20 protein-coding genes and 1 pseudogene are annotated in these 23,445 nt (G+C 60.0%); 11 read left to right on the top strand and 10 right to left on the bottom strand.

All coding sequences use genetic code 11. The features are described 5' to 3' along the window. Positions 1-46 precede the first annotated feature (46 nt). Positions 47-445, top strand: a complete 399-nt coding sequence (locus ACVWYZ_RS08330; RefSeq protein ID WP_414388491.1) for a DUF6883 domain-containing protein — start codon at positions 47-49, stop codon at positions 443-445. A gap of 269 nt (positions 446-714) precedes the next feature. On the opposite strand, the gene ACVWYZ_RS08325 is transcribed toward ACVWYZ_RS08330, so the two are convergent. The 3 genes from ACVWYZ_RS08325 to cphA form a co-directional block, all read right to left on the bottom strand. Next, positions 715-1,569 carry a prepilin peptidase gene (locus ACVWYZ_RS08325; protein ID WP_414521757.1) on the bottom strand — a complete coding sequence of 285 codons (855 nt, stop codon included), beginning with the start codon at positions 1,567-1,569 and terminating at the stop codon, positions 715-717. A 139-nt stretch (positions 1,570-1,708) separates the two neighbouring features. Then, entirely contained in the window at positions 1,709-1,909 is a 201-nt protein-coding gene (locus ACVWYZ_RS08320; protein WP_011432545.1) for a hypothetical protein, read from the bottom strand. 322 nt (positions 1,910-2,231) lie between these two features. Further along, positions 2,232-4,928, bottom strand: coding sequence for a cyanophycin synthetase (cphA, locus tag ACVWYZ_RS08315; protein ID WP_457466769.1), 2,697 nt, complete (start codon positions 4,926-4,928; stop codon positions 2,232-2,234). A 271-nt stretch (positions 4,929-5,199) separates the two neighbouring features. Here cphA and ACVWYZ_RS08310 point away from each other — a divergent pair, with 271 nt between their 5' ends. Continuing rightward, positions 5,200-7,476, top strand: a complete 2,277-nt coding sequence (locus ACVWYZ_RS08310) for a ComEC/Rec2 family competence protein (RefSeq protein WP_457466768.1) — start codon at positions 5,200-5,202, stop codon at positions 7,474-7,476. 182 nt (positions 7,477-7,658) lie between these two features. Here the strand turns inward: ACVWYZ_RS08310 and ACVWYZ_RS08305 are convergent, their stop codons facing one another. Then, entirely contained in the window at positions 7,659-7,934 is a 276-nt protein-coding gene (locus tag ACVWYZ_RS08305; RefSeq protein WP_457466767.1) for a hypothetical protein, read from the bottom strand. A gap of 248 nt (positions 7,935-8,182) precedes the next feature. Here ACVWYZ_RS08305 and ACVWYZ_RS08300 point away from each other — a divergent pair, with 248 nt between their 5' ends. The 3 genes from ACVWYZ_RS08300 to ACVWYZ_RS08290 all read left to right on the top strand — a co-directional run bounded on the left by ACVWYZ_RS08300 (position 8,183) and on the right by ACVWYZ_RS08290 (position 11,230). Further along, positions 8,183-8,986, top strand: a complete 804-nt coding sequence (locus ACVWYZ_RS08300; RefSeq protein WP_414413669.1) for a prohibitin family protein — start codon at positions 8,183-8,185, stop codon at positions 8,984-8,986. An 85-nt stretch (positions 8,987-9,071) separates the two neighbouring features. Continuing rightward, positions 9,072-10,010: a prohibitin family protein gene (locus ACVWYZ_RS08295; RefSeq protein WP_457466766.1), complete on the top strand. Its 939-nt coding sequence runs from the start codon at positions 9,072-9,074 to the stop codon at positions 10,008-10,010. 194 nt (positions 10,011-10,204) lie between these two features. Further along, positions 10,205-11,230, top strand: coding sequence for an HD-GYP domain-containing protein (locus tag ACVWYZ_RS08290; RefSeq protein ID WP_457466765.1), 1,026 nt, complete (start codon positions 10,205-10,207; stop codon positions 11,228-11,230). Here the strand turns inward: ACVWYZ_RS08290 and ACVWYZ_RS08285 are convergent. Continuing rightward, positions 11,208-11,912 carry a ComF family protein gene (locus ACVWYZ_RS08285; protein ID WP_457466764.1) on the bottom strand — a complete coding sequence of 235 codons (705 nt, stop codon included), beginning with the start codon at positions 11,910-11,912 and terminating at the stop codon, positions 11,208-11,210. The genes ACVWYZ_RS08290 and ACVWYZ_RS08285 overlap by 23 nt on opposite strands. A 209-nt stretch (positions 11,913-12,121) precedes the next feature. Here ACVWYZ_RS08285 and rpsL point away from each other — a divergent pair, with 209 nt between their 5' ends. The 6 genes from rpsL (at position 12,122) to dapB (ending at position 18,044) form a co-directional block, all read left to right on the top strand. Continuing rightward, positions 12,122-12,529: a 30S ribosomal protein S12 gene (gene rpsL / locus ACVWYZ_RS08280; protein WP_011432553.1), complete on the top strand. Its 408-nt coding sequence runs from the start codon at positions 12,122-12,124 to the stop codon at positions 12,527-12,529. A gap of 83 nt (positions 12,530-12,612) precedes the next feature. Next, positions 12,613-13,083, top strand: coding sequence for a 30S ribosomal protein S7 (rpsG, locus tag ACVWYZ_RS08275; protein ID WP_011432554.1), 471 nt, complete (start codon positions 12,613-12,615; stop codon positions 13,081-13,083). A 152-nt stretch (positions 13,084-13,235) separates the two neighbouring features. Further along, positions 13,236-15,359 carry an elongation factor G gene (fusA, locus tag ACVWYZ_RS08270; RefSeq protein WP_011432555.1) on the top strand — a complete coding sequence of 708 codons (2,124 nt, stop codon included), beginning with the start codon at positions 13,236-13,238 and terminating at the stop codon, positions 15,357-15,359. 31 nt (positions 15,360-15,390) lie between these two features. Further along, positions 15,391-16,620, top strand: a complete 1,230-nt coding sequence (tuf, locus tag ACVWYZ_RS08265) for an elongation factor Tu (RefSeq protein ID WP_457466763.1) — start codon at positions 15,391-15,393, stop codon at positions 16,618-16,620. A 124-nt stretch (positions 16,621-16,744) separates the two neighbouring features. After that, complete coding sequence (gene rpsJ, locus ACVWYZ_RS08260; protein ID WP_011432557.1) at positions 16,745-17,062, top strand: 30S ribosomal protein S10; 318 nt, start codon at positions 16,745-16,747, stop codon at positions 17,060-17,062. Between the two features lie 121 nt (positions 17,063-17,183). After that, the gene (gene dapB, locus ACVWYZ_RS08255) at positions 17,184-18,044 is read left to right on the top strand and encodes a 4-hydroxy-tetrahydrodipicolinate reductase (RefSeq protein WP_457466792.1); all 861 of its coding nucleotides are present in this window, start codon (positions 17,184-17,186) and stop codon (positions 18,042-18,044) included. Here the strand turns inward: dapB and ACVWYZ_RS08250 are convergent. The 5 genes and pseudogenes from ACVWYZ_RS08250 to ACVWYZ_RS08230 all read right to left on the bottom strand — a co-directional run. After that, entirely contained in the window at positions 18,041-18,958 is a 918-nt protein-coding gene (locus ACVWYZ_RS08250) for a methylenetetrahydrofolate reductase (RefSeq protein WP_457466762.1), read from the bottom strand. The genes dapB and ACVWYZ_RS08250 overlap by 4 nt on opposite strands. Positions 18,959-19,035: 77 nt before the next feature. Beyond that, positions 19,036-20,631 (bottom strand): hypothetical protein, encoded by a 1,596-nt coding sequence (locus ACVWYZ_RS08245; protein ID WP_457466761.1) that lies wholly within the window; start codon positions 20,629-20,631, stop codon positions 19,036-19,038. Between the two features lie 224 nt (positions 20,632-20,855). Beyond that, complete coding sequence (locus ACVWYZ_RS08240; RefSeq protein ID WP_457466760.1) at positions 20,856-21,722, bottom strand: LmeA family phospholipid-binding protein; 867 nt, start codon at positions 21,720-21,722, stop codon at positions 20,856-20,858. Between the two features lie 106 nt (positions 21,723-21,828). Next, the gene (locus ACVWYZ_RS08235) at positions 21,829-23,169 is read right to left on the bottom strand and encodes an NAD(P)/FAD-dependent oxidoreductase (RefSeq protein WP_457466759.1); all 1,341 of its coding nucleotides are present in this window, start codon (positions 23,167-23,169) and stop codon (positions 21,829-21,831) included. A gap of 84 nt (positions 23,170-23,253) precedes the next feature. Then, positions 23,254-23,445 (bottom strand): annotated as a pseudogene (locus tag ACVWYZ_RS08230) (RNA-guided endonuclease TnpB family protein); the annotation flags it as partial.

Raw genomic sequence — 23,445 nt, 5'->3', positions numbered from 1 at the left:
TCTGGGCTACTGTTCGCGCCAGCGGGACGGAGTCGTTAGACCTTACGTGAAGTCGGCAAAAGCTGCAACCATGGCCGGATCCTTGCCCAGGGCTTCCGAAGCAGCAGTGGATCCTGCCAAGTTCGTTGATTACTCTATGAATCCAGCTAATCCTGGAAATCAAGGCAAGTGGATTGCCTTTGCAGAGCTTGGCTATGATGTCAGTACACCAGAGGGAAGAAGGGTGGGATTTGCTCACATTCTGCAACAGGTTACTGCTGCTCTGCCTTGCGCCTTAGCCGGGGATCCGTTTCCAACACCCTATGGAAGCCGCTATCGAGTCAAGATTGAAATTTTGGGCCTCAATCAGAAAAAAGGCACTTTAGTGACCGTGTGGCAGGTTGATAAGGAAAGTTTAATCCCTCGTTTGGTCACCAATTGGCTAGAGGTACACAATGATGAGTAAAACCACTTCTAGAATCAAGCCATACAGTAGAGTCAAAACTGTGGCAGATGTCAAGGAGTATTTCAGCGAGACCACTATTCCTGCTGGAACTCAGGGATCCATTGTGGAATGTTACTCAGATCCCACTGAAGGCTATGCGGTTGATTTAGCGGTTCCGGATTTGAGCTTGGTAGGAGGTTTTCGATATTTTAATCTCATTCTTTTTCCCGATCAGTTTGAAGTCATAGATCCCGAAACATGAAGTATCCAATGTTGAATGGACGTTCCCTCTACCCCACCAGGTCAAGCCAGCGCAGGTAGCCCTCCACCAGTTGGGATCCGGCTAGAGCGGCTACCCCTCCGCCCATAGCCAAGTAGGGGCCGAAGGGGATGGGCTTTCCCAGGCGGGCCCGCCCCTTGGTCATGGCCAGCAAGCTAGCCAGCAGGCCAAACCCGGAACCCAAAAGAAGGGCCACCACCACCCCCTGCCAGCCCAACCACATGCCGATCAGGGCCAACAGCTTGCCATCTCCCCCGCCCATAGCCTCCCGCCCCAAGACCCAACGGGCCAAGAGGCCAATGCCCTCCAGCAGCCAGAGGCCCAGCACAGCTCCTGCAATCCCTTCCACCAGTGACAGGCCTGTAGCGGCCAGGGATCCGGATCCCTGGAGCCACGGCAGAGCCAGGCGGGCCAAAAGCCCCACCACCAGGCCTGAACGGGTCAGCTCCTCCGGCAGCAAAAAGGTATCCAGATCGATGAGCGCCAGGGCCAACAGCCAGCTCAACAAGATGCAGGTGAGGATCCCTTGGGCAGAAAACCCCAAAGCGCCGATGCTGAGGGCAAACAGGCCCATTGTCAACGCCTCAACGGCAGGGTAGCGCCAGCTAATCTGCGCTCCACAATGGCGGCAGCGACCGCGCAGCAACAACCAGCCTAGGATGGGAATGTTCTCCGTGGGGCCCAGCGGCGTCTTGCAGCTTGGACAATGGGATCCGGGATGGAGCAGAGAAAGACCCTGCGGCAGGCGATAGACCACCACGTTCAAGAAGCTGCCCACACAGGCCCCCAGCACCAGTACCAGCACCCAGGCCAACAGGCGCAGCTCCCAGATTCTGTTGGCGTCGGCGCTGCTCAGCCACATCATGCTCAGCCACATCATGTGAGCGTTGTGCAGTAGGGGAGAACCTCGAGCATGGCAGCCATTCCCATCGCGTCGGCGGGACGGAGTTCCCAAAAGCAGGAGAGGAAGGGGGGATCTGCTCTGTCAGCGCCGACCTCGTGCCTCACCGCAGCGGCTCCAACTGCTGCAGCGGAATAAAAGTTTCCTGGGGCAGCAGGATGGGGAACTCGGAAAAGATCAGATCCCCTCGCAGGGTACGGCGGTGAATAACTACTCCCCGCGGGGGTTGCTCCAGCACTTCCGGTCGATACTGCAGATGAAATTGATAAATCTGGCGAGCCGCTTGAAGCAGAGCGCTGTCCATGAGCTGTTTTCCTTGCCAAATTCACAACTACCCTAACGACATTCCCATCGCGTCGGCGGGACGGAGTCTTTAGACCTTTTGGGATCCCCAAAGTTCTGTCTGCCATCCCTCAGACTTTTTTAGAACGGTTAAGGCTTCTGAAAAGCCGAGGATCCCCTGAGCCGAACACCTGCTGCTGCCCAAAAGACAAGTCACCCGCCCCCGCCAGCCTAAACTTAGGATATCGCCGCCGAGGACTTATGGGTCACCTCCGCCCACTCAATTCTCGATGTCTGTCCAGGAATGGAGGCCATAGAGCACTCTGGAGTTGTCGGCAGCCAGCCTAAGACAGTTTGACGTCAGGGCTGGGGGAGATCAAATCTGGGCCGATGCTGTAGGAGGAGCCACGGTAACTGGGTTTGGGATTGAGCTTGTCTTGAAAGCGGGTGATGATCTGGATGGTGCGCTGTACATCCGCCGGAAAGATCACCACCAGGTCTCCGGGTTCGGCTTTCTCCAGAGCGGTTTCGATAGCAGTTGCCTCATCCAAGATTTCCTGCAGACGATCCCCTGCCTTTTCCTGTTCCCAACCCTGCCGGATCAGGGCGGCCACCTCGCCTGGCTCCCGTCCTCGCCGGTCATCATCTTCTTTGACAATGGCTCGGTCGAACATGCGCGCTGCCAAGACTCCCAGCTCTCGTAGGTCGCTGTTGCGCCGATCCCCAGGCCCGCCGATAACCCCAATTTTTCGTTGGCAATCCCAGCGCTCCAGGGTACTTTGAATGGCTTCGTAACCTGCCGGGTTGTGGGCATAGTCCACCAGCACTTGGTAGCCCCCCACATCGAACAAGTTGAGGCGACCAGGGGTTTGGGCCACAGAACTGGTGAAGGTGCCCAGCGCCATGCGGATGTCGTCGATGGAAACCCCGTGCAGGAAGGCTGCCAAGGTGGCGGCCAGCACATTTTGGATCATGAAGCTGGCCTTGCCAGAGAGGGTGAGGGGAATTTTGGTTACATCTTCTATGCGCAGTTTCCAGCCCCGTTTCAAAATGGAGATGTGGCCCTCTTCATAGACAGCTGCTATGCCCCCGGAAGCAATGTGCTTTTGAATGAGGGGATTTTCCGGGTTCATGCTGAAATAGGCCACTGTCGCCTTGACATTGGCGGCCATGGCTGCCACCAGGCCATCGTCGGCATTCAGGACGGCGTAGCCCCGCTCGTGTACCGCTTCCACCAAGACGGATTTGACGCGGGCCATGTCTTCTAGGGTTTCGATATCCCCCAACCCCAGGTGATCTGAGGTTACGTTGAGCACCACGCCAATATCGCATTCCGGGAACCCCAGCCCCTCTCGCAAAATGCCGCCCCGCGCCGTTTCCAGCACCGCCACTTCTACGGTGGGATCCCTGAGCACCAGGCGGGCGCTGTGGGGGCCGGTCATGTCTCCCTTGGCAATTTGATGGTTTTGGATGTAAACGCCGTCGGTGGTGGTGAAGCCGACCCGCTTGCCGATGCCTTTGAGGATGTGGGCGATCAGGCGGGTGGTGGTGGTTTTGCCGTTGGTGCCGGTGACGGCCAGGATGGGGATGCGGGTGTGGCTGCCGGGGGGAAAGAGCATGTCGATGATGGGCTCAGCCACATTGCGCGGGATCCCTTCGCTGGGGGCCAGGTGCATGCGCAAACCCGGAGAAGCGTTCACCTCGACAATGCCGCCACCGGTTTCGTTGACGGGCTGGGCAATGTCCGGGCAGATGAGGTCGATGCCCGCCACATCCAGGCCGATGATCTGAGCTGCCCGTTCGGCAATGAAGGCGTTGTAGGGATGGATGATATCGGTGCAATCGACGGCGATGCCTCCGGTGCTCAGGTTGGCGGTGGATTTGAGGGTGCAATGTTCTCCTTTGGGCAGCACCGTATCCAGGGTGTAGCCTTTGCTTTCGAGGATACGCAGGGTCATGTCATCAACGCTAATTTGGGTCAGCACGTTTTCGTGGCCAAACCCCCGCCGCGGATCCCTGTTGACTTCGTCGATCAGCTCTTGAATGGTGGAGCGGCCATCTCCCACCACATAGGCTGGGATCCGCTTGGCCACAGCCACCAGCTTGTTGTTGATCACCAGCAGTCGGTAGTCATCCCCCACCAGGTGCTTTTCCACCAACACCACATCGGAGTATTGGCTGGCGGCATCGTAGGCGATCTCGGCGGCTTCCAGGCTGCTGATGTTGACGGTGATGCCCTTGCCGTGGTTGGCGTTAAGGGGCTTGATCACCACCGGAAAGCCCCCGACATCCTCGATGGTGGCTGCCAACTCGCTGCGGCGACGCACCGTATAGCCCTTGGGCACCGGGATCCCCATGTCCTGCAGCAGTTCTTTGGTGGCCTGCTTGTCGGCGGCCAGGTCGGTAGCAATGATGCTGGTTTTTTCAGTGGTGGTGGCTTCGATGCGCTTTTGGTAGACGCCGTACCCCAGTTGCACCAGGGATCCCTTGTTGAGGCGCAGATAGGGGATCCCGCGCAGGGCGGCCTCGTCCAGCAAAGCTTGGGTGCTGGGGCCGAAGCGGACGTTCTCTCGGATCTCTCGCAACTCTTGAATGTCCAGTTCTAGGTCGCGGCGGTAGTCTTCTCCATCCACCAAAGCCTGACAGAGGTAGACTGCAGCTTTGGCCGCAAAGCGCCCGGCCTCTGCCTCTTGATACTCGAACACGACGTTGTAGGTGCCGGGGGTGGAGGTTTCGCGGGTGCGGCCAAAATCCACTTTCATGCCGGCCAGAGTCTGCAGTTCCAAGGCCACATGCTCCACCACATGGCCCATGAGGGTGCCCTCTTCCACCCGTTGCAAGAATCCCCCATAGCAGCCGCGGGAGCACTGGTGTTCCCACAGTCCCGGCAACAGGGCCTCCAACCTTTCTTTGAAACCCGGGATGGTGTTGGTGGGTCGCTCCTGCAAGTCTTCCAGATCAAGCCGCATTTGAATCAGCTTATGACGACGGATGCTCCAGTAGTTGGGGCCACTGAGAACGCGGATGGATCGGATGCGCATAGGGTCTAGGGGAAACAGCGGGGAAGGGGACAGATAACTTAGGGTCGTTTTAGGGTCGTTTTCAGGATGCCGGCGCAGGAAACTGCCAAGGACTACATCCCGCTGGCGCGACCAGCCCTAATCTACACTCCCTTTGCCAAGGTCGAGAAAGAGTATCCTTTAATACAATTCTTTCGGTACAATTCTTTCGGCAGGCGAGCAAGGTTAAGACAACGCAATGGATCCCGCTTGACCACATCGGTACAGTGGGGGGCAGACGGGTCTGGGGCACATGGAAAGAACCTATCTGCTGGGGTTGGGCTGGATCTTGGGCCTGCTGGTGCGGGCTTGGCCCCAGGCTGCCGGGTGGGGCTGGGGGATCCCTCTGGGATTGGGGCTGGCGGGATCCCTGCTGTGCCGGCGGCGACTGCGTTTGGCCCGCACTTGGCTGGCGATGGGGCTGGTGGGGTGTCTGGCTTGGGGTTACCTGGGTTGGCGGCAGCCTTTTCCCGGGCCGACGGATATCAGTCTGTTGGCCCCCCAGCAGCAGATGAACTTGGTGGGCACCGTCCTCTCGGAACCTCGTCCCACCCGCAGCGAACGGCGGCAATTTTGGCTGAGAGCAGAGCAGGTGCTCAACGCCGACTCCACGACCCGCCAGGTCAGCGGCAAGCTCTACGTCACCACCGGCCCTGAGGCCCTCCAGGACAAGGATCTCCACCCCAACCAACGGGTGCGCCTGACGGGATCCCTGTACCTTCCCAGTCCGGCCTTGAACCCGGGCAGCTCTGATTTTCAAGCCTACCTGCAGCGCCAGGGGGCTTTTGCCGGCTTCAGCGCCCGTGAGGTGATCCTGCAGCCGGGGGGAAGAGGTTGGGGGGGCTGGGTGTTGCGGCGGCGGGTGCGGGAAGCGTTCATCGCCGGGCTAGGAGAGCGGCAGGGGAATCTGTTGGCTTCCTTGGTGCTGGGATCCCGGGCCGCCCAATTGGATTTCGACTTGCAGGATGCCTTCCGGGAAATCGGCATGGCCCATGCGCTGGCCGCCTCTGGGTTTCATGTGTCGCTGTTGGTGGGGGTGGTGTTTGTCCTGACGCGCCGGCTGGCGGTGCGCCTGCAGCAGGGGATCATTCTGGCAGTGCTGGGGCTTTATATCGCCCTCACGGGGTTCAGCCCTTCGGTGTTGCGGGCAGCACTGATGGGGGCAGCAGCCATGGTGGTGCTGACGGAGCCGCGCCTGCAGGGAAAAGTTAGGCTCAATCCGCTGGGCACGTTGCTGGTGGTGGCGGTGGTGTTGCTAATCTATCAGCCCATGTGGATTACGGATTTGGGGTTCCAGCTCAGCTTCGCCGCCACCCTGGGCCTGCTGGTGGGGACAGCTCCCATTGTTTCCCGCTTGGACTTTTTGCCCCCGGCAGTGGCCACCGCCTTGGCCGTTCCTCTGGCCGCCCAGATCTGGACCTTGCCGCTGCAGGTGGCCATCTTTGGCCGCATCCCCACCTACTCGCTGCTGGCCAACCCGCTGCTGCTGATTCTGCTAGTGCCGCTGCTGGTAGCGGGGTTCGGGGTGGCGTTTGGGGCTTTGCTCTGGCCGGGGCTGGGATCCCTGCTGGCAAGGCCCCTAGGGCTGCTTCTCACGCCTTTGATCAACTGGGTGAACTGGATAGCCGGTTGGCCCTTCAGCTCCTACTACACCGGCGGAGTTTCTCTGCTCCAGTGCTTGCTCCTCTACGGCGCGCTGGTGGCCGTGACCTTTTGGCCACGGTGGCAACGGGCTTTCCGCTGGCAGGGCACAGCCCTGATCATGGCCGCCATCCTCCTGGGTCCAAGGATGTGGCCGGGGCCAGCCGTTCAGATCACCGCCCTGGCCAGTGGACGAATTCCCATCCTGGCCATTCAAGCGGAAGGGCGCCACCTCTTGCTCAACAGCGGGGATCCCCGTTTGGCAGAACGCACAGTAGTGCCCTTTTTGCGGCAGCGGGGCCTGCGCCGTCTGGACGGGGCGGTGGCCATGACCTCTGTCGGCTCTGCCAATGGCGGCTGGGAGATCCTGCTGTCGGCTTTCTCCAAAGGAGTACGTCCCGCCAACGCGATTGGGCAATTCTGGGATGGGGGAGGGGCTAATGCGGCTTCCGAAAGTTACCTGCGCTCCCTCAGTGCTGTGCAAGCTGCCGGGATCCCCTATCAGGTGCTGCAGCCAGGCGATCGGATGCCTTTCTCGGAGCGGCTGCGGCTGCAAGCTGTCTACACCAATCCCCTGGTGTTGACACTGGAGGCTGAGGGATCCCATTGGCTGCTGCTGGGCTCTGCCGGCACCCATGTGCAAGCCGAGCTAACCGGATCCCCGCTGATGCCGGCCCAGATCGACTGGCTGTGGTGGGACGGGGGATCCCTGATTTTGGATCTCCTGGAGCGCTTTCAGGTGCAGGCGGGCATTAGCTCTGGCTCTGTCAGCGAAGCAGTGACTGCCTGGTTTCGGCAGAAACAACGACCCCTCTACGTAGCCGATCGGTCTGGAGCGGTAAGCTGGTCGCGGCGGGGAGTGCAAACCTTGAGGTCACAATTGGATTGAGCAGCGCTGTAGTCTGGGGTACAAACTCGGTAGAATTCGAGCAAAAAAGCTTGCAGCTTCCCAAACAAAGTGGGAGAGAGGCTAGCAGGGCAAGGCGGCGGGGGATGTCTTAGACATGTTCAGAGTAGCTACAGAGGAATAGCTACAGAAGCCGATCCCGCATTCGTCCACAGAGGGTACCCCTACACCTGCAGCGGTTCCCTGAAACAAGCGGGCAGTTGCCAGCACATCTCCAGCCAGTTTTTTAGCTCTTCCGGTTGGCCCATGAGGCTCATTTCCACCAGCAGAATGGCGGCTCGGTCGGCGGCTCCTTTGGATCCCAGACGAATCAAGGCAGACAGGCTTTCTTCCCGCCAGCAGACGGATACCCCCTGCCGGATCAAGGCCCGGGCGGCAACGGGGATGCACGAGAGTGGCACTTGGATGTCCCGCCGCTCGTAGTTGACAGTAGGTAGCATGAACGGCAACCCAAATCTTTATTATGTTTTAATCTTCTTCCCTTTTCGCTTGTCCGTCACGGGTCTTTGCAAAGTATGAAGTAATCTTTTGTAAACTTTGTAGAGTTCTCGACATCGTTGAGAACAGTGGGTAAGCAAGCGCGGGATCTCTCGCGGGATCCCTGGAGAAAACTTAAAAGATAGCGGCGATTTCTCAGCCTCATTTCCCCACAGCCGCGAGAATGGCTGCATGCGCAGGAGATGGGGAGATGCGAGCAGAAGGTTGGGAAAGGCGAGTTGGTCGCTGGTTGCCCAAGGCCACCCTTGCCGGAGCCGTGTTGATCCTGGTGGCGATGGGCAGGCCGCTGCGACTGGTGGGCAACGGAGAAAATATGGTGGTGTTCACCTGGGGAGGGGGGGTGAGCCCGATGGCTTTGCAGCCTGGTCTCCATTGGGTGCCGCCTTTTGTCTCGCGCACGGTTACCTTCGATGTAAAAACGCAGGCCCTCACCTGGAAGGACAACGACCCGACTGCCTACGCGCCGCGGCTGGTGGCCCTTTCTCAGGATGGGCAGCAGATTGCAGCTGAGGCGACGCTGCAGTTTCGCATTGTGGACGCCCCCAAGGTCTATACGCAACTGGGGGAAAATTACCTGGATCGCATCGCCCCCATCGTCCGGTCGGTCATTCTGAATGAGACCAGCGGCTTTTCTGCCCAGGCTCTGTATTCCACGGAGCGTCCGCTGCTCCAGGGCCAAATCCGCGAACGGGTGGCTCTTCTGCTGAAGGAATACGGCATCGAGGTTTTGGATTTTCTGCTGCGGGATGTGGATTTCGATCCTGATTTTGTAGCGGCCATTGAGGCAAAAACCATTGCCGAAAATCAACTGGCGCAAAAGCAATTTGAGATCGAGCAGGCCCGCCAAGATGCCCGCGCCATCATTTCTCAAGCGGAGGCAGAAGCCGGTCAATTGAGAGCCAAAGCACAGGCCCTCACCCAAAATCCGCAGTACCTAGAGGTGGTGAAAGCCGCGGTACTGGGATCCCGTCTGGAAACTTTGATCACCAAATAGATAACTCAATTAGGAAATCAATCCTTTTAGCCTGTCCCCAATTTCCTCAGCTCTTCTCACCGACCCTAAAACGGGAGCAGCCGCCATGTATCCAACAGGAGAAGCACCCCAAAGCAGAGTGGGTTGGTTAACCGTAGGAGGGATCGCCGTCTTGGCGGCCCTGGGAGTGCTCCGCGCTTGCCTGTACGTCACTTTGCCCGGACATGCCACTGTAGTGTTCAATACCTTTTCCGGGCTGCAAAAGGGGCGGGTAGAATTGCCGGGGGTCATCTTCCGGATTCCAGGGATCGAGACGCCGATCACCTACACCGTGCTCACCCGCGTTTGGGAGTTTACCAACGACCCTGCCTCGGCCAATGCCATCAGCAACGCCATCACCGTGAACACCGCCGATGGACAAGCCTTTGCCATCGATGTGGCCATTGCCCTCAAGCCCAACCTCGCCACTTTGGACGAGCTGCACGCCAGCATCGGCGAGAACTATCTTTCCACGGTGGTGGTGCCGGTGGTGCGCTCCAAAATCCGGGATATCTCCGCCTCTTTCAATTCGGAAGACTTTTACCGGAAAAGCCAGCGGGCTGCCATCGAACAACGAGCGCTGGACTTGATTCGCCAAGAGATGCCTACTGTCAACCGCGATGGCCAAACCCTGCCTCTGGTGCAGGTGGAGGGCCTGTTTCTGGGCAACCCCAATTTCCCACAAGCCTTAAGAGACTCGATTGAACGCAAACAGGTGGCCTCGATTACAGCACAAACGGCGGCAGTGCGGGCGCAAATTCAGGAAAAAGAGACCGAGCGGCTGCTGATCTTGGCGGCGGCCAACCAGCGGGCCATTGAGCTGAAAGGACAAGCGGCAGCGCAGAACGCGCAACTGGCGGATCTGCTGTTCTACGAGAAGCTGCAAGAGCGCATCCAAAACCCGACGGGCTCGCTGCCCCGTTTGCGCATCATCCGCGTCGAGGGAGATGCCACCGTGTTTCTCAATGTGGATCCCCATCAGGCAGCCCTGCAAAGAGGGCAGTAGGTTCAGCAAAGTTGCGGAGTACAGTCTTAAAAACCTGGGTGTAGAGTGTGTCTAGATACGAGGGCTGAGGGATGCCGTTTGAGTTTGTTGGCATCCTACCGCCAAGTGTTTGGACTGGGATCCCCTGTGGGGTTGCGCCGAATCCGGCTGAGGGGGAAAGCTCGTACTCGATGCAAGACTAGATTTTGGCCGCCATGAACTCCCGCCTGACTCACACCCCCTTTCCCCGTCTAAACCCGAAGCTGGCGGAGGCGGATCATGTTTTGGTGGTGGACGATCAGGCCAGCAGCCGCCTCTACATCGGTGAGCTGTTGCGGTCGGCCCACTTCCGCGTGAGCGAGGCCACCAACGGCGAAGAGGCTTTGGAGGCTGTGGAGCGGCTTCGGCCAGACTTGGTGCTGTTGGATGTGCTGATGCCGAACATGAGCGGGTTCGATGTCTGCCGGCAACTGAAGGCCAATGAGCTGACCCGCCTGATCCCCGTTGTGCTGATCACTGCCCTGACCGACCGCTCCAATCGCCTGATGGGGATGCAGGTGGGGGCCGACGACATTTTGACCAAGCCCTTCGATCACGTGGAGCTGCTGGCGCGGGTACGCTCATCCATCCACCAAAAGCGCTTGAACGAAGACCTGGATCACGCTGCCAAGGTGTTGTTTGCCATTGCCCGCGCCGTGGAAAGTCGGGATCCCACCACGGGTGACCATTGCGAACGCTTGGTGGCCATGGGGGAACAGTTTGGCCGTTACTTGGGGCTGTCTCGTCAACAGATCAAGGCCCTGCGCTGGGGCGGCTACCTGCACGACATCGGCAAAGTCGGGATCCCGGATGCGATTTTGTGCAAGCAGGGCAAGCATACCCCGGAAGAATGGGAGATCATGAAATCCCATGTGTTGATCGGCGAAGACATTTGTCGGGGCTTGCGCACCATGCAGGATGTGCTGCCGATCATCCGCCACCACCACGAGCGTTGGGATGGCAGCGGCTACCCGGATGGGCTGGCAGGCGAAGAGATTCCCCTGTTGGCCCGCGTCTTTCAGGTGATCGACATCTTCGACGCTCTGATCTCCTCTCGCCCCTACAAACCGGCCCTGACCGCCGAACAGGCCCTGGAAGTGCTGCGGGAGGAAACCCGCAAGGGCTGGCGGGATCCGAACTTGGTGCGCGAGTTTTGTGACTTTATGTTTGTCACCGCCTTTAATTTGGTGGAGGCGGGATAGGGTCTGGAGGGCCGGGCCAGTCTGGAGAGGCGGCTTTTGGGGTTTGAGCGGCAACGATTACCCCGGCTACACGGATCCCGGCAGCGGCCAACACCTGCTGGGCGGCTTGAACGGTAGAGCCGGTGGTGTAGATGTCATCCACCAGCAACACCGGTGTGGCCGGAACTTGTTTCAGGGCAAAGGCCCCGGCCAAGTTGTGCTGTCGTTGCAGCGGGTTGAGCTCATGTTGAGCCGCTGTGGCCCGCACCCGCACCAGAGCCTCAGGCCAATGTCTCAGACCTGTCCGCTGGCAAAAGGCTTGGCTGATCAAGGCGGCTTGGTTGTAGCCCCGTTGCCGCAGGCGCTCCGCATGAAGCGGGATGGGCACCACCGTATAGTCCAAGCCATAGGCCCTACGGGAGCCTGAAGACGGCTGTCGGCTTTCCACCCAGCGGGATCCCAGCCATTCTCCCAAAACCGAGCCAATGCGCCGTTGTCCCTCGTACTTCAGGCAGTAGATAGCCCTGCGCAGCGCCCCCCGGTGGATCCCCCAGGCGTAAAGCGGCCAAGGATCAGTGGTGACTGGCCAGGTGGCAAGGCGTTCCGCCTGCAACCGTCTCTGACAGTCTTGACAAAACACGGCCTTGGCAGGGCGTTGGCAAAGCGGACATGGAGGCACAATCCACCAATCTAACCAGCCCATCGTCTGCTAGGGATCCTTTCTGGTGTGCAGAGTCTCCTAAAAAGCTGAGGCAAGGGGGGAACGAGGCCGAAATTCAGACTCGGCCAGGCTAACAGCCCAGCAGTCCATCCCCAAGTTGACGCCGGGATCCCGCCTTGCTAGGATTCGATATCGCCGGATAATTCAACCGGATAATTTAAAATTTAAGCCGTGACCTTCTCTGCCAACTCATGCCCACCATTCAGCAACTGATCCGCGAGGAGCGCAGTGTTGCCGCTCGCAAAACCAAGTCCCCTGCTCTGAAGGCTTGTCCACAGCGGCGGGGGGTTTGCACCCGAGTGTACACGACAACGCCCAAAAAGCCCAACTCAGCGCTGCGAAAAGTGGCTCGCGTTCGCCTCACCTCTGGCTTTGAGGTCACCGCTTACATTCCCGGCATCGGCCACAACCTACAAGAGCACTCTGTGGTCATGATTCGCGGTGGGCGGGTTAAGGATTTGCCCGGCGTGCGTTACCACATTATCCGGGGCACCCTCGACGCTGCAGGGGTCAAAGACCGCAAACAAGGCCGCTCCAAATACGGGGCGAAACGGCCCAAGCCGGGCCAAGCTCCAGCCGCCGCCGGCAAGAAAAAATAGCTTTGCCCTCACCCTCAATCCTCCATATCCCACTCGTCATCTTTCTTTCTGCCATCCCCATCTGAACAAGCAACCCAGCTCCTATGTCTCGCCGCAACCGTGCCCCTCGTCGTGATGTGCCCCCGGATCCCAAGTATGGGAGCCGTCTGGTTACCATGCTGATCCGCAAGTTGATGATGAGGGGTAAGGCATCCCTGGCTGCCAGGATCCTCTATGAAGCTCTGGACATTGTGCGGGAGCGCACCGGCCAAGACCCGCTGCCCTTGCTGGAAAATGCCGTTCGCAACGCCACCCCATTGGTAGAGGTAAAAGCCCGCCGGGTGGGCGGAGCCACCTATCAGGTGCCTGTGGAGGTGAGAGGAGAACGGGGCACTTCCCTAGCGCTGCGCTGGTTGGTGACCTTTTCGCGCACTCGTCCAGGTCGCACCATGGCCGCCAAGTTGGCCAATGAGCTGATCGATGCAGCCAACGAAACCGGCAGCGCCATTCGACGGCGGGAAGAGGTGCATCGCATGGCCGAGGCCAACAAAGCCTTTGCCCACTACCGCTACTGAATTAGCCTGGTGGAGCAGTGGAGACTTTTGGGATCCCTGTTCTGCCCACCCAGAGTTCGAGTGAGGTGGAGAAAATCGGCAAAAAAGATTAGAATTGTAAAGGATTTTTTAGTTTGCCCAAGTCGCAGGGCGACGAGGATTGGGAGGTTGACGTGGCACGCACAGTTCCCCTAGAACGAGTCCGAAACATCGGCATCGCGGCTCACATCGATGCTGGCAAGACCACGACCACAGAGCGGATTCTCTTCTACTCCGGTCTGGTGCACAAAATTGGCGAAGTTCACGACGGAACTGCGGTCACCGATTGGATGGCCCAGGAGCGGGAGCGGGGCATCACCATCACCGCTGCGGCCATCACCACCCGTTGGACTAAGCGGGATCCCGCCAATCCTTCCCAGCCCCTCTCCGGCGCACCGGAGTACACCATCAACATCATCGATACTCCTGGGCACGTCGATTTCACCATTGAAGTTGAGCGCTCCATGCGGGTGCTGGATGGGGTGATCGCCGTCTTTGACTCGGTGGGCGGCGTGCAGCCTCAGTCTGAGACCGTCTGGCGGCAAGCCAATCGTTACAATGTGCCCCGCATTGCCTTCGTCAACAAAATGGATCGCATGGGGGCCAATTTCCTCAAGGTTTACAACCAGATCCGGGAGCGCCTCAAGGCCAATGCTGTGCCCATCCAACTGCCCATCGGTGCCGAAGACGGGTTTTGCGGCATTGTTGACTTGGTGCGGATGCAAGCCCGCATTTATATGGATGAGATCGGCAAAGACATTCGTCCGGCCCCCATCCCCGAGGAGATGAAAGATCTCGTGGCGGAGTATCGGGCCAAGCTGGTGGAAGCAGTGGCCGAGACGGACGAGGCTCTGATGGAGAAGTACTTCGCCGAAGAAGATCTGAGCGAAGCCGACTTGATGGCGGGTCTGCGCAAAGGCACGATCAGCGGCCAAATTGTGCCCATGCTGTGTGGCTCTGCCTTCAAGAACAAGGGAGTCCAGATGCTGCTGGATGCGGTGGTGGATTACCTGCCCTCGCCTGTGGATATTCCGGCCATCAAGGGGGTGCTGCCGGATGGATCAGAAGTGTCCCGCCGCGCCAGCGACGATGAGCCCTTCTCCGCACTGGCCTTCAAGTTGATGAGCGATAAGTACGGGGATCTCACCTTCATTCGCGTCTACTCGGGGGTGTTGACCAAAGGTACTTATGTGCTCAACTCCACCAAAAACAAGAAAGAGCGAATCTCGCGGCTGGTGGTGCTGAAGGCGGATGAACGCTTGGACGTGGATGAGCTGCGGGCAGGAGATCTGGGAGCTGTGGTGGGCCTCAAGGACACCACTACTGGGGACACCCTCTGCGACGAAAATGCGCCGGTGATCCTAGAGTCACTGTTCATCCCAGAGCCGGTGATCTCGGTGGCTGTAGAACCCAAAACCAAAGCCGATATCGATAAGCTCTCCAAGGCCCTGCAGGCCCTGGCCAAGGAGGATCCCACCTTCCGCGTGTCTGTGGATCCTGAGACCAATCAAACCATCATCTCTGGGATGGGCGAGCTGCACCTGGAGATCTTGGTGGATCGGATGCTGCGGGAGTTCAACGTAGAAGCCAATGTTGGTAACCCACAGGTGGCCTACCGCGAAACCATTCGCAAGCCGGTTAGCCGCGTGGAAGGCAAGTTTGTTCGCCAGAGTGGTGGCCGCGGCCAGTACGGCCATGTGGTTATCGACCTAGAGCCGGCGGAGCCGGGTACAGGATTTGAGTTCGTTTCCAAGATTGTGGGTGGCGTTGTGCCCAAAGAATACATTGGGCCAGCCGAGCAAGGGATCCGAGAAGCCTGCGAATCCGGTGTGCTGGCGGGCTATCCCCTGATTGACATCCGCGCCACCCTGGTGGATGGCTCCTACCACGAGGTGGACTCCAGCGAAATGGCCTTCAAGATCGCCGGTTCGATGGCTCTGAAGGAGGCCGCTCGCAGGGCAAGCCCTACCTTGCTGGAGCCGATGATGAAGGTCGAGGTGGAAGTCCCTGAAGCCTTTGTGGGGGATGTCATCGGGGACATCAACGCCCGCCGCGGCCAGATGGAGGGGATGAATACAGAAGGCGGCATTACCAAAGTCAATGCCAAAGTTCCCTTGGCGGAGATGTTTGGCTATGCCACCGACATTCGCTCCAAGACCCAAGGTCGAGGCACCTTCACGATGGAGTTCAGCCACTACGAGGAAGTTCCTCGCAGTATCGCCGAAGCCATCATTGCCAAAAACAAAGGAAATGAGTAGCTGACTGAAACCAAAAAGGAAGTGATGATTCATGGCACGCGCTAAGTTTGAACGCACCAAACCCCATGTCAACGTTGGCACCATCGGCCATGTTGACCACGGCAAGACCACCTTGACGGCTGCCATCACCACCACCTTGGCTGCTTTGGGTCAGGCCACAGCCAAAAGGTACGACGAGATCGACGCAGCGCCAGAGGAAAAAGCTCGCGGCATTACCATCAACACCGCCCACGTCGAGTATCAGACTGCCAACCGTCACTACGCCCACGTGGATTGTCCCGGCCACGCCGACTACGTGAAGAACATGATCACAGGCGCGGCTCAGATGGATGGGGCCATCTTGGTGGTGTCTGCAGCTGATGGTCCCATGCCCCAAACACGGGAGCACATCCTGTTGGCCCGTCAGGTAGGGGTGCCCAGCTTGGTGGTCTTTCTGAACAAGGCAGACATGGTGGACGATCCAGAGCTGCTGGAGTTGGTGGAGCTGGAAGTGCGGGAGCTCCTCTCCAAATACGACTTCCCCGGCGACGACATCCCCATCATTAGAGGATCGGCGCTGAAAGCTCTGGAACGGATGACTGCCAACCCCAAAACCCAGCGGGGCGAAGATCCTTGGGTGGACAAAATCTATGAGCTGATGGATGCGGTAGACTCCTACATTCCCACGCCGGAGCGGGATGTGGACAAGCCCTTCCTGATGGCCGTGGAGGATGTCTTCTCGATTACCGGTCGGGGTACGGTGGCCACGGGCCGGATCGAGCGGGGTCGCATCAAGGTGGGCGAAACGGTGGAACTGGTGGGCCTGCGAGAAACTCGCTCTACCACCGTTACCGGCCTGGAGATGTTCCAGAAAACCCTCGACGAAGGGATCGCCGGCGACAACGTTGGTGTGCTGTTGCGGGGCATTCAGAAGAACGAAGTGGAGCGCGGCATGGTGCTGGCCAAGCCCAAGACCATTACTCCTCACACCAGCTTCGAGTCTGAGGTGTATGTCCTCAAGAAAGAGGAGGGAGGTCGCCACACGCCCTTCTTTGCCGGCTATCGTCCTCAGTTCTATGTGCGCACCACCGATGTAACCGGCACCATCTCTTCCTTCACGGCTGATGACGGATCCCAGCCAGAGATGGTGATGCCCGGCGACCGCGTCAGGATGACGGTGGAGCTGATCCAGCCCATCGCCATTGAGCAGGGGATGCGCTTTGCTATCCGCGAGGGTGGCCGTACTGTCGGAGCGGGTGTTGTCTCCAAGATCCTGAAGTAAGCTGCTTTTTCCTGGCAGGGATTGAGTGCCGACGGCCCCAGACCAACTCAGTTGCGATAGTGGCGCGGAGCACTTTCCCTGCCAGCTTTTTTGAGTCCCCCTTTTTCTGGATTGCTCTCCGGCCATGCCTACCTTGACTCAACAGAAAATTCGTATCCGCCTGAAGGCTTACGATCATCGGCTGCTGGATACTTCCTGCGACAAAATCGTGGATACGGCTCGTCGTACCGACGCCGTGCCGGTTGGCCCGATTCCTTTGCCTACTCGGCGCCGCATCTACTGTGTGCTGCGCTCCCCCCACATCGACAAGGACTCGCGGGAACATTTTGAAACCCGCACCCACCGGCGCATTATCGACATCTATTCCCCCTCTTCCAAAACCATCGATGCTCTCATGAAGCTGGATCTGCCGGCAGGAGTAGATATTGAGGTGAAGCTGTGATGGATCTGCAGGGATCCCTCTCCTTCCCAGTTGTTGCGTAGAGCTTGGATGAGGGCAGCAGCGGGTGACAACATCGGTTGATCCGGTCGATCGCGATAGTGGTGCAGACCCCTCTCAGGGGTTGGCAACTCCAGGAGCGGCCCAATCCCCCATTCCGGTTTTGGTGGTGGGGGCCTTGGGCAAAATGGGGCGGGAGGTGGTGCGGGCCGTTGCCCAGACGCCCGACATGACCCTAGTGGGGGCAGTAGCCCGCTCGCAATTGGGCTCGGATATTGGCGAGGTGCTGGGCCTGGGATCCCTGGGGGTGGAGATTACCGACGACCTGCCGGGGCAGTTGCTGAGGTTGTCGCAGCGCAGCAGCCGCGGCGTAATGGTGGACTTTACCCATCCTCGGTCGGCCTCTGAACATGTTCGCTCGGCCATTGCCTTTGGCGTGCGTCCGGTGGTGGGGACGACGGGCCTGACGCCGGAGCAGGTGGAGCGGCTGCGGGATCTGGCGGACAAGTCGGGTGTGGGCTGTTTAATCGCGCCCAATTTTGCCATCGGCATGATTTTGCTGCAGCAGATGGCGCTGCAGGCAGCGCAGTATTTTGACCATGTCGAGATCATCGAGCTGCACCACAACCGCAAAGCGGATGCCCCCAGCGGCACGGCTCTGCAGACGGCCCAACGGCTGGGACAATTGGGCAAAACCTTTAACCCGCCCGTTCGCGACAGCGGGACGGAGTCCTCAGTGGAAGAAAAAGAGCTGATCCCCGGTGCGCGGGGAGGGCTCTCTGGCCCCAACATTCCCATTCACAGCGTTCGTCTGCCGGGGTTGATTGCCCACCAGGAGGTCATCTTTGGTGGGATGGGGCAAACCCTCACGTTGAGACACGACACCACGGATCGGATAGCTTTTATGCCGGGAGTGATCCTGGGGATCCGCAAGGTGCTGCAGCTCAAAGGTTTGGTCTACGGGCTGGAGCAAGTGTTGAGCTAGCCGGTCAGGGGAGGGATCCCGGCCTCATCCAGAATGCGGGGGATGAGGTGCTCGGCTTTGACGGCCATCAGATGCACCCCATGGCAGATCTGGCGGGCCTGACGCACCTGTTCGGCGGCAATGCGGATCCCTTCTTCGAGGGGGTGGGCGGCGTTGGCCAGCCGCCGGATGATCCCGTCTGGGATCTTCACTCCTGGCAGGTTGCGGTTGATAAACTCGGCATTTTTGGCCGACTTGAGCAAAAAGATGCCGGCCAAAATGGGCTTGCCGGCGGGACGGCCCAACTTATCCATGAAGCGCTCCAGTTGCTCAAAGTCGGTAACCATCTGGCTTTGGAAAAATTGGGCTCCGTTTTCCAGCTTGCGGTGGAAGCGCCGCTCCAGGCCGGAAAAGCTGCCCGATTGGGGTTCTACTGCTGCCCCCGGCAACAGATGCGTGCCCCCATCCGGGAGAGGTTTGCCGTTGCAATCGAGGCCATTGTTCAGCCGTTGGATAAGCTGCAGCAGGCGCACCGACTCCAGATCGAATACGGGGCGGGCATCGGGGCAATCGCCGATGTGGATGGGATCCCCGGTGAGGGCCAACACATTGCGCAGGCCGAGAGCTGAGGCCCCCAACAGATCCCCCTGGAGGGCCAGGCGGTTGCGATCCCGACAGGCCAACTGCAGGATCGGTTCAACGCCTGCCTGATGCAACAGCAGCGAAGCTGCCAACGGGCTCATGCGGGCCATGGCTCGGTTGGAGTCCGTAATGTTGATGGCATGCACCCGCCCCTTGAGCTGCTGGGCCAGAGACAGCAGGGTGCTGGTGTCGGATCCCTTGGGGGGGGTAATCTCGGCGGTGAGCAGAAATTCCCCCCGCTGGATGGCCTGGGCGAAGCGGGACAGGGGAGGTGATGAGGGGATCAGGGCCACAATTCCTGAAGGAAAGGTAAAACGGCTGGCTTATTATCGACTTTTCCGGGAGGTTTTTCCAGACAGGGCGCCCTTTCTCAGAGCTTGGGCGAGGGAAGGGGGCTGGGCGGGAGTTGCACCCGCATTTCCCCCAGCCATATCTTGGGATCCCCCTGTTGCAGATGCTGCCGCCAATCCTGTGCTGCTGCAGGAGGGATCCCGTCTCCGCTCAAGGCCCAGCTCCAGCCGATCACCTGAGGCCAGCGCTGCGCCTCCAGACCTTCCAGCAGAGGTTGAGAGGCTTCCGAGCCCAGGGCTGGCCCGCGGATCACCACAGGCACTTCCGGGTTGAGGGCCTCAAGGCGGCGGTACAGCGGTTCAAAAGCGGCGGGATCCCCCGTTACCTGTAGGCTCAGCCAGTCCATCTCAGGGAACCGAGCCCAGGTGGACACGGCCTTGGCATCTTCTCCGTCCAGCTCCACCACCCAGAGCAAATTGGCCGGGGACTCCGTCCCGCTAACGCGAACAGAGCGCAGGGTTTGCATCAGGTGTTGGTAAGCCCGTTGTTGCAGCGAGGACTCCGTCCCACCAAAGGGCTCCCCACCGCTACCGCGAGCGCGTTCGGGATCCCCGTCGCCAACAACGACGGCCAGGATGATGGGGGTGGCAAAGCGCTGGATCCCGCGGGCCCAAGAGCGCAAGGTCTCATCGTGATCCCCATTGGCCAAGGCAGAAAGTTGGGCTGGATCTAGCCGCAGGCGCAGGTAGGGGACTGAGCCGCTTTCCCGCAGGCGACTGGCCAACTGCTGTGGAAAGTCCTGGCGGGGATCCCAGAGGTGATCCACGGCTGCCCAGGCGGGGGGTTGACCGATGGCCTGGCGATAGGCGAGGAGTTGATCCCAAGTGGGAATGCCCGGCCAAGCGACCCCGTGATACAGCCGACCCGGAGGTGGCGGCAGCGGCCTACCCCGCAGAAAGGGGGCGGAATCGGGTGGGATTGGCGAGGTGAGAACAACCTCCAGCCGCAGCGGCGGCAAGACCTCACCGGCAGGGGGATGCGGCAGGGAGAAAGGGAGGATCCAACTGCGCTCCTGGAACTGGCCTCGGATGATCTGCTGAGGGTGAAAGTCCTGGGGAGGTGGCAGCGGTTCCAGCGGGTCTTCCCCCCAGAAAGCCCGTTGGATTACCAAGCGCACCCCTGCGCCGGGGTGGATCAGAGGCGTGGTGGTATCCAGGTGAAAGCTACCCCTGAGGCGGGTGGACGTCTCATTGGGCTCAACCCGGAAGGAGAAGGTGAGCTGGTCAGATCGGTAGGTGCCTGGAGCGGGGGAAGCAGTGGGGGGCGGGGATCCCGGCAGGCTTTCGCAGTCGGTGCAGGGAAAAATGGCCTGCGGATGGAGAGAGACAGAAGCCTCGCGGGCAGATTGCAATTGCTGGGGGCTGATGACAAAGCTGGCCCAAAGATGCTTCAGACGGGGATCCCGACCGGGCGAGATATCGGAGAAGGTTCGGCCCTCAGGAGTGGCCGTGCGGGTGCCGGCAGCCGTGCCGTCCAGAGGCACCGTGGAAACTGGGTCGTCAGCACATCCCCCCAAAAAACCAACCGACAAAATCAGCAGCAGCGCCCAGCCGCAAGTGCTCCGCGCCGCTACCGCGACCCAGGGGTCGAGTTTGCAGTTGGATGGCTGGATCATGATCTCACCTCAATACACCACTCCTGCCCGGCTACCGAAGGGAGTCGATGCCGCTCTCGTCTTGTGGACGGTGCGGTTCCCGACGGGGCACCAACGCAAACGGCCAGCAAGATCCCTTTCCCTCCGGTTGCTAGAGGGATCCTCGCCCAGAGGCACACCCTTTGAGATTGATCCCGATCACACCCGTTGCTGAACGGGAAAGGTCTCCGTCCTGCCCAGGCGAACTATCCCTGCGGCACGGTTGCGACTTCTGGGTAAATGGTCAGGATCCCTTCGTAGAGGATTTGGCCGGGCTGCAACTCCAAGCGGTCGATGCGCACGCCCGGATCCAACTGAATGGGGAAATCGGCCAGGCCGGGGATGGGGATCTCTTGGCCTTCGCTCACCCAAAGGGGATTGACCAGCCGCAACCGGTTGGGGCCTTGGGCTTCTAGGCCGGTCAGCACCGTCACCGGCGCTTCCACCCCTTCCGGAGTGGTCAGGTTAGCCTGGATGCGCAGCCGACCCTGTTCCAGCGTGACCTGAGGCTGGCGGATGAGAAAGGGCACCACTTGGCCCCCAACGGGCAACTGCACCTGGGCCTGGGCCAGTTGGGCTTGGATGAGGGGAGCCTGAAGGGTGCGGTTCAGGTCTTCCTCGGTGAGGCGTAAACTCACCTGCACCGGCACAGGGGCCAATAGCTGCAGCGGGCTCCGTCCCTGGATGGCTTCGCCCACATTGAGGCGAATATCCTGGCCCCGCAGCCGCAGATGGCTGACCTGAAAGCCTTGATAGCTGAGGTTGTCTCCCGACACCTGGGCCTGAGGGATCTGCCCATTCAAAATCTGGGCGTCAGAGCCGACAATTTGCACTTGCAGGTTATCGACCCTCTGCACCTCAGAACGGATCCAAGCCGCCACCAAAGGGCTGAGAAGGGATCCGGCAATTTGGGCAAATCCGGGCCAAGGCCAAAACATGGTGGGTAGGCTGAGCAGCAATGCAAACCCTAGCCGCTGCCCCGCTTGCGAGAGCCGTTGGCGGCGACAGGCTGCCGATTGGGCTTCGAGAGGAGACGGATCTGGAGCAGGCCGATGGCAAGACGTGAGCAGCACTGGATACCTCAGGAGCAACGACAAGCGATGGTTTCCACCCAACTACAACCAGACTAGGGCAGGACTTCTCCGCCGAACAGAGGGATCCCCCGCACACTTGGAGAGGCTATCCATCCGTCAACTGCCACCAGAGATACCCCAGCCGCAGATAGTGCAGCCGTAACCAGGGCAAAGGGAAAGCGCGGGGCGGCTGGCGAAACAGAGCGCTCATCTGAGAAGGGATCCCGGCAATCTCCTGGGCCAGCATTTTGCCCGCCCACACCGCCGTGGCTACACCGCTGCCGTGATAGGCCAGGCCATACCATAGGCTGGGATCCGCCGGCGAAGGGCCGATGTGGGGGTGAAACTGTCGAGAAAGGCAGACCAGTCCATTCCAGGCATACTCGATCTCCACCCCTTCCCAAGCAGGGAAAAGACGATAGAGCTGTCGGGTCATCCAAGTGCGCAACTGCCGTCGCTCCGTCGGGGTATCGCGGGTGCCGCCCCGCCCCCCAAACAGCAAACGCCCATCCGGCAGTAGGCGGTAATAAAACAGCAGCCGCCGCATGTCGTAGAGTGGCGTCGGATTCCACCACCCTTGCGCTTTCTGCTCCTGAGGCGTCAGAGGTCGGGTGACCAGGATGTTGGACAGTGCCGGCAGCAGGGATCCCGCCAGTTGGGGATACAGGGCCTCTGGGGTGTAGCCATTGGTGGCAATGACCAAGTGCCGAGCGCGCACCGTTCCTCCCGGCGTGTGGCAGATGTGTTGGGATCCCACCTTTCCCCAGGCCGTGACCGGACTGCCGCTGTACAGCTTCGCCCCCCACCGGTGGGCCGCTTGGGCCAGTCCTTGGGTGAGCTTGAGGGGGTTGAGGCCAAACCCCACCCCGATGTGCAAAGCGCCGTGGTTCTCTTGGCTGTTGAAGCCGCGTTCCCGCAGCTCTTTGGGGTTGAGGAGCTGGGCCGGGTAGCCCGCCACCTGAGTACAGATCTGGTACTCGGCCTCTAACTCCGACCATGCCTGTGGACGATGGGCCACTGCATAGCAGCCCTGTCCCTGAGCCTCTAGGGAGAAGCCCTCGCTGGCCGCCAGCTCCTGAACGGTTTCCACTGCCTGCCATTGATCCCGGTAGTAGCGCTCCGTCTCCGCCAGCCCCACCCGCCGCACCATCTGGGTGTGGGTAAGGTGGCTCGACCCCACCCCGCAAAAGCCACCGTTGCGTCCCGAGGCCCCCCAACCCAGGGATCCCGCCTCCAGCAGGCAGGCAGAAATGCCATGGTCGCGGGCCAGGTGCAGAGCCGTCGATAGCCCCGTCAATCCTCCCCCCACAATGACCACCTCCGCGCCCACCTGCGCTTGCAAAGGTGCCGGATGCCGCCAACCGGGATCTGCTATCGTGCTGTCCCAGTAGCTGCCGACCGGGCAGGCAGGATCGTAGGTGCTGGCAGGATAAAGGCCCTTTCTCATACGAGCAATGGGAAGAACATCTTGCTGGGCAACGCCGAAGTGCTCGGTACCGCTGAGGCGACCGGTCGCAGGACAAGTGGTAAACTACCCAACCCTGACTGCTTCGCAGTACAGGGCGGGCTTAAGGCCTCCGGCCCGCTGGCGCGAACGGTAGCCCTGCAGTTGGCAAGCCAACCACGAGCCTCTAGGCTGGTTTACGACAGCCCCCAAAAGCGCAATCACATTCGCACCATTCAAATCCGCATCCCCTTCCCATCCACAGTGTCCACACTTAAA

This window comes from Thermostichus sp. MS-CIW-37, from assembly GCF_054060065.1.
This window is presented reverse-complemented; position numbering and strand designations above follow the sequence as displayed.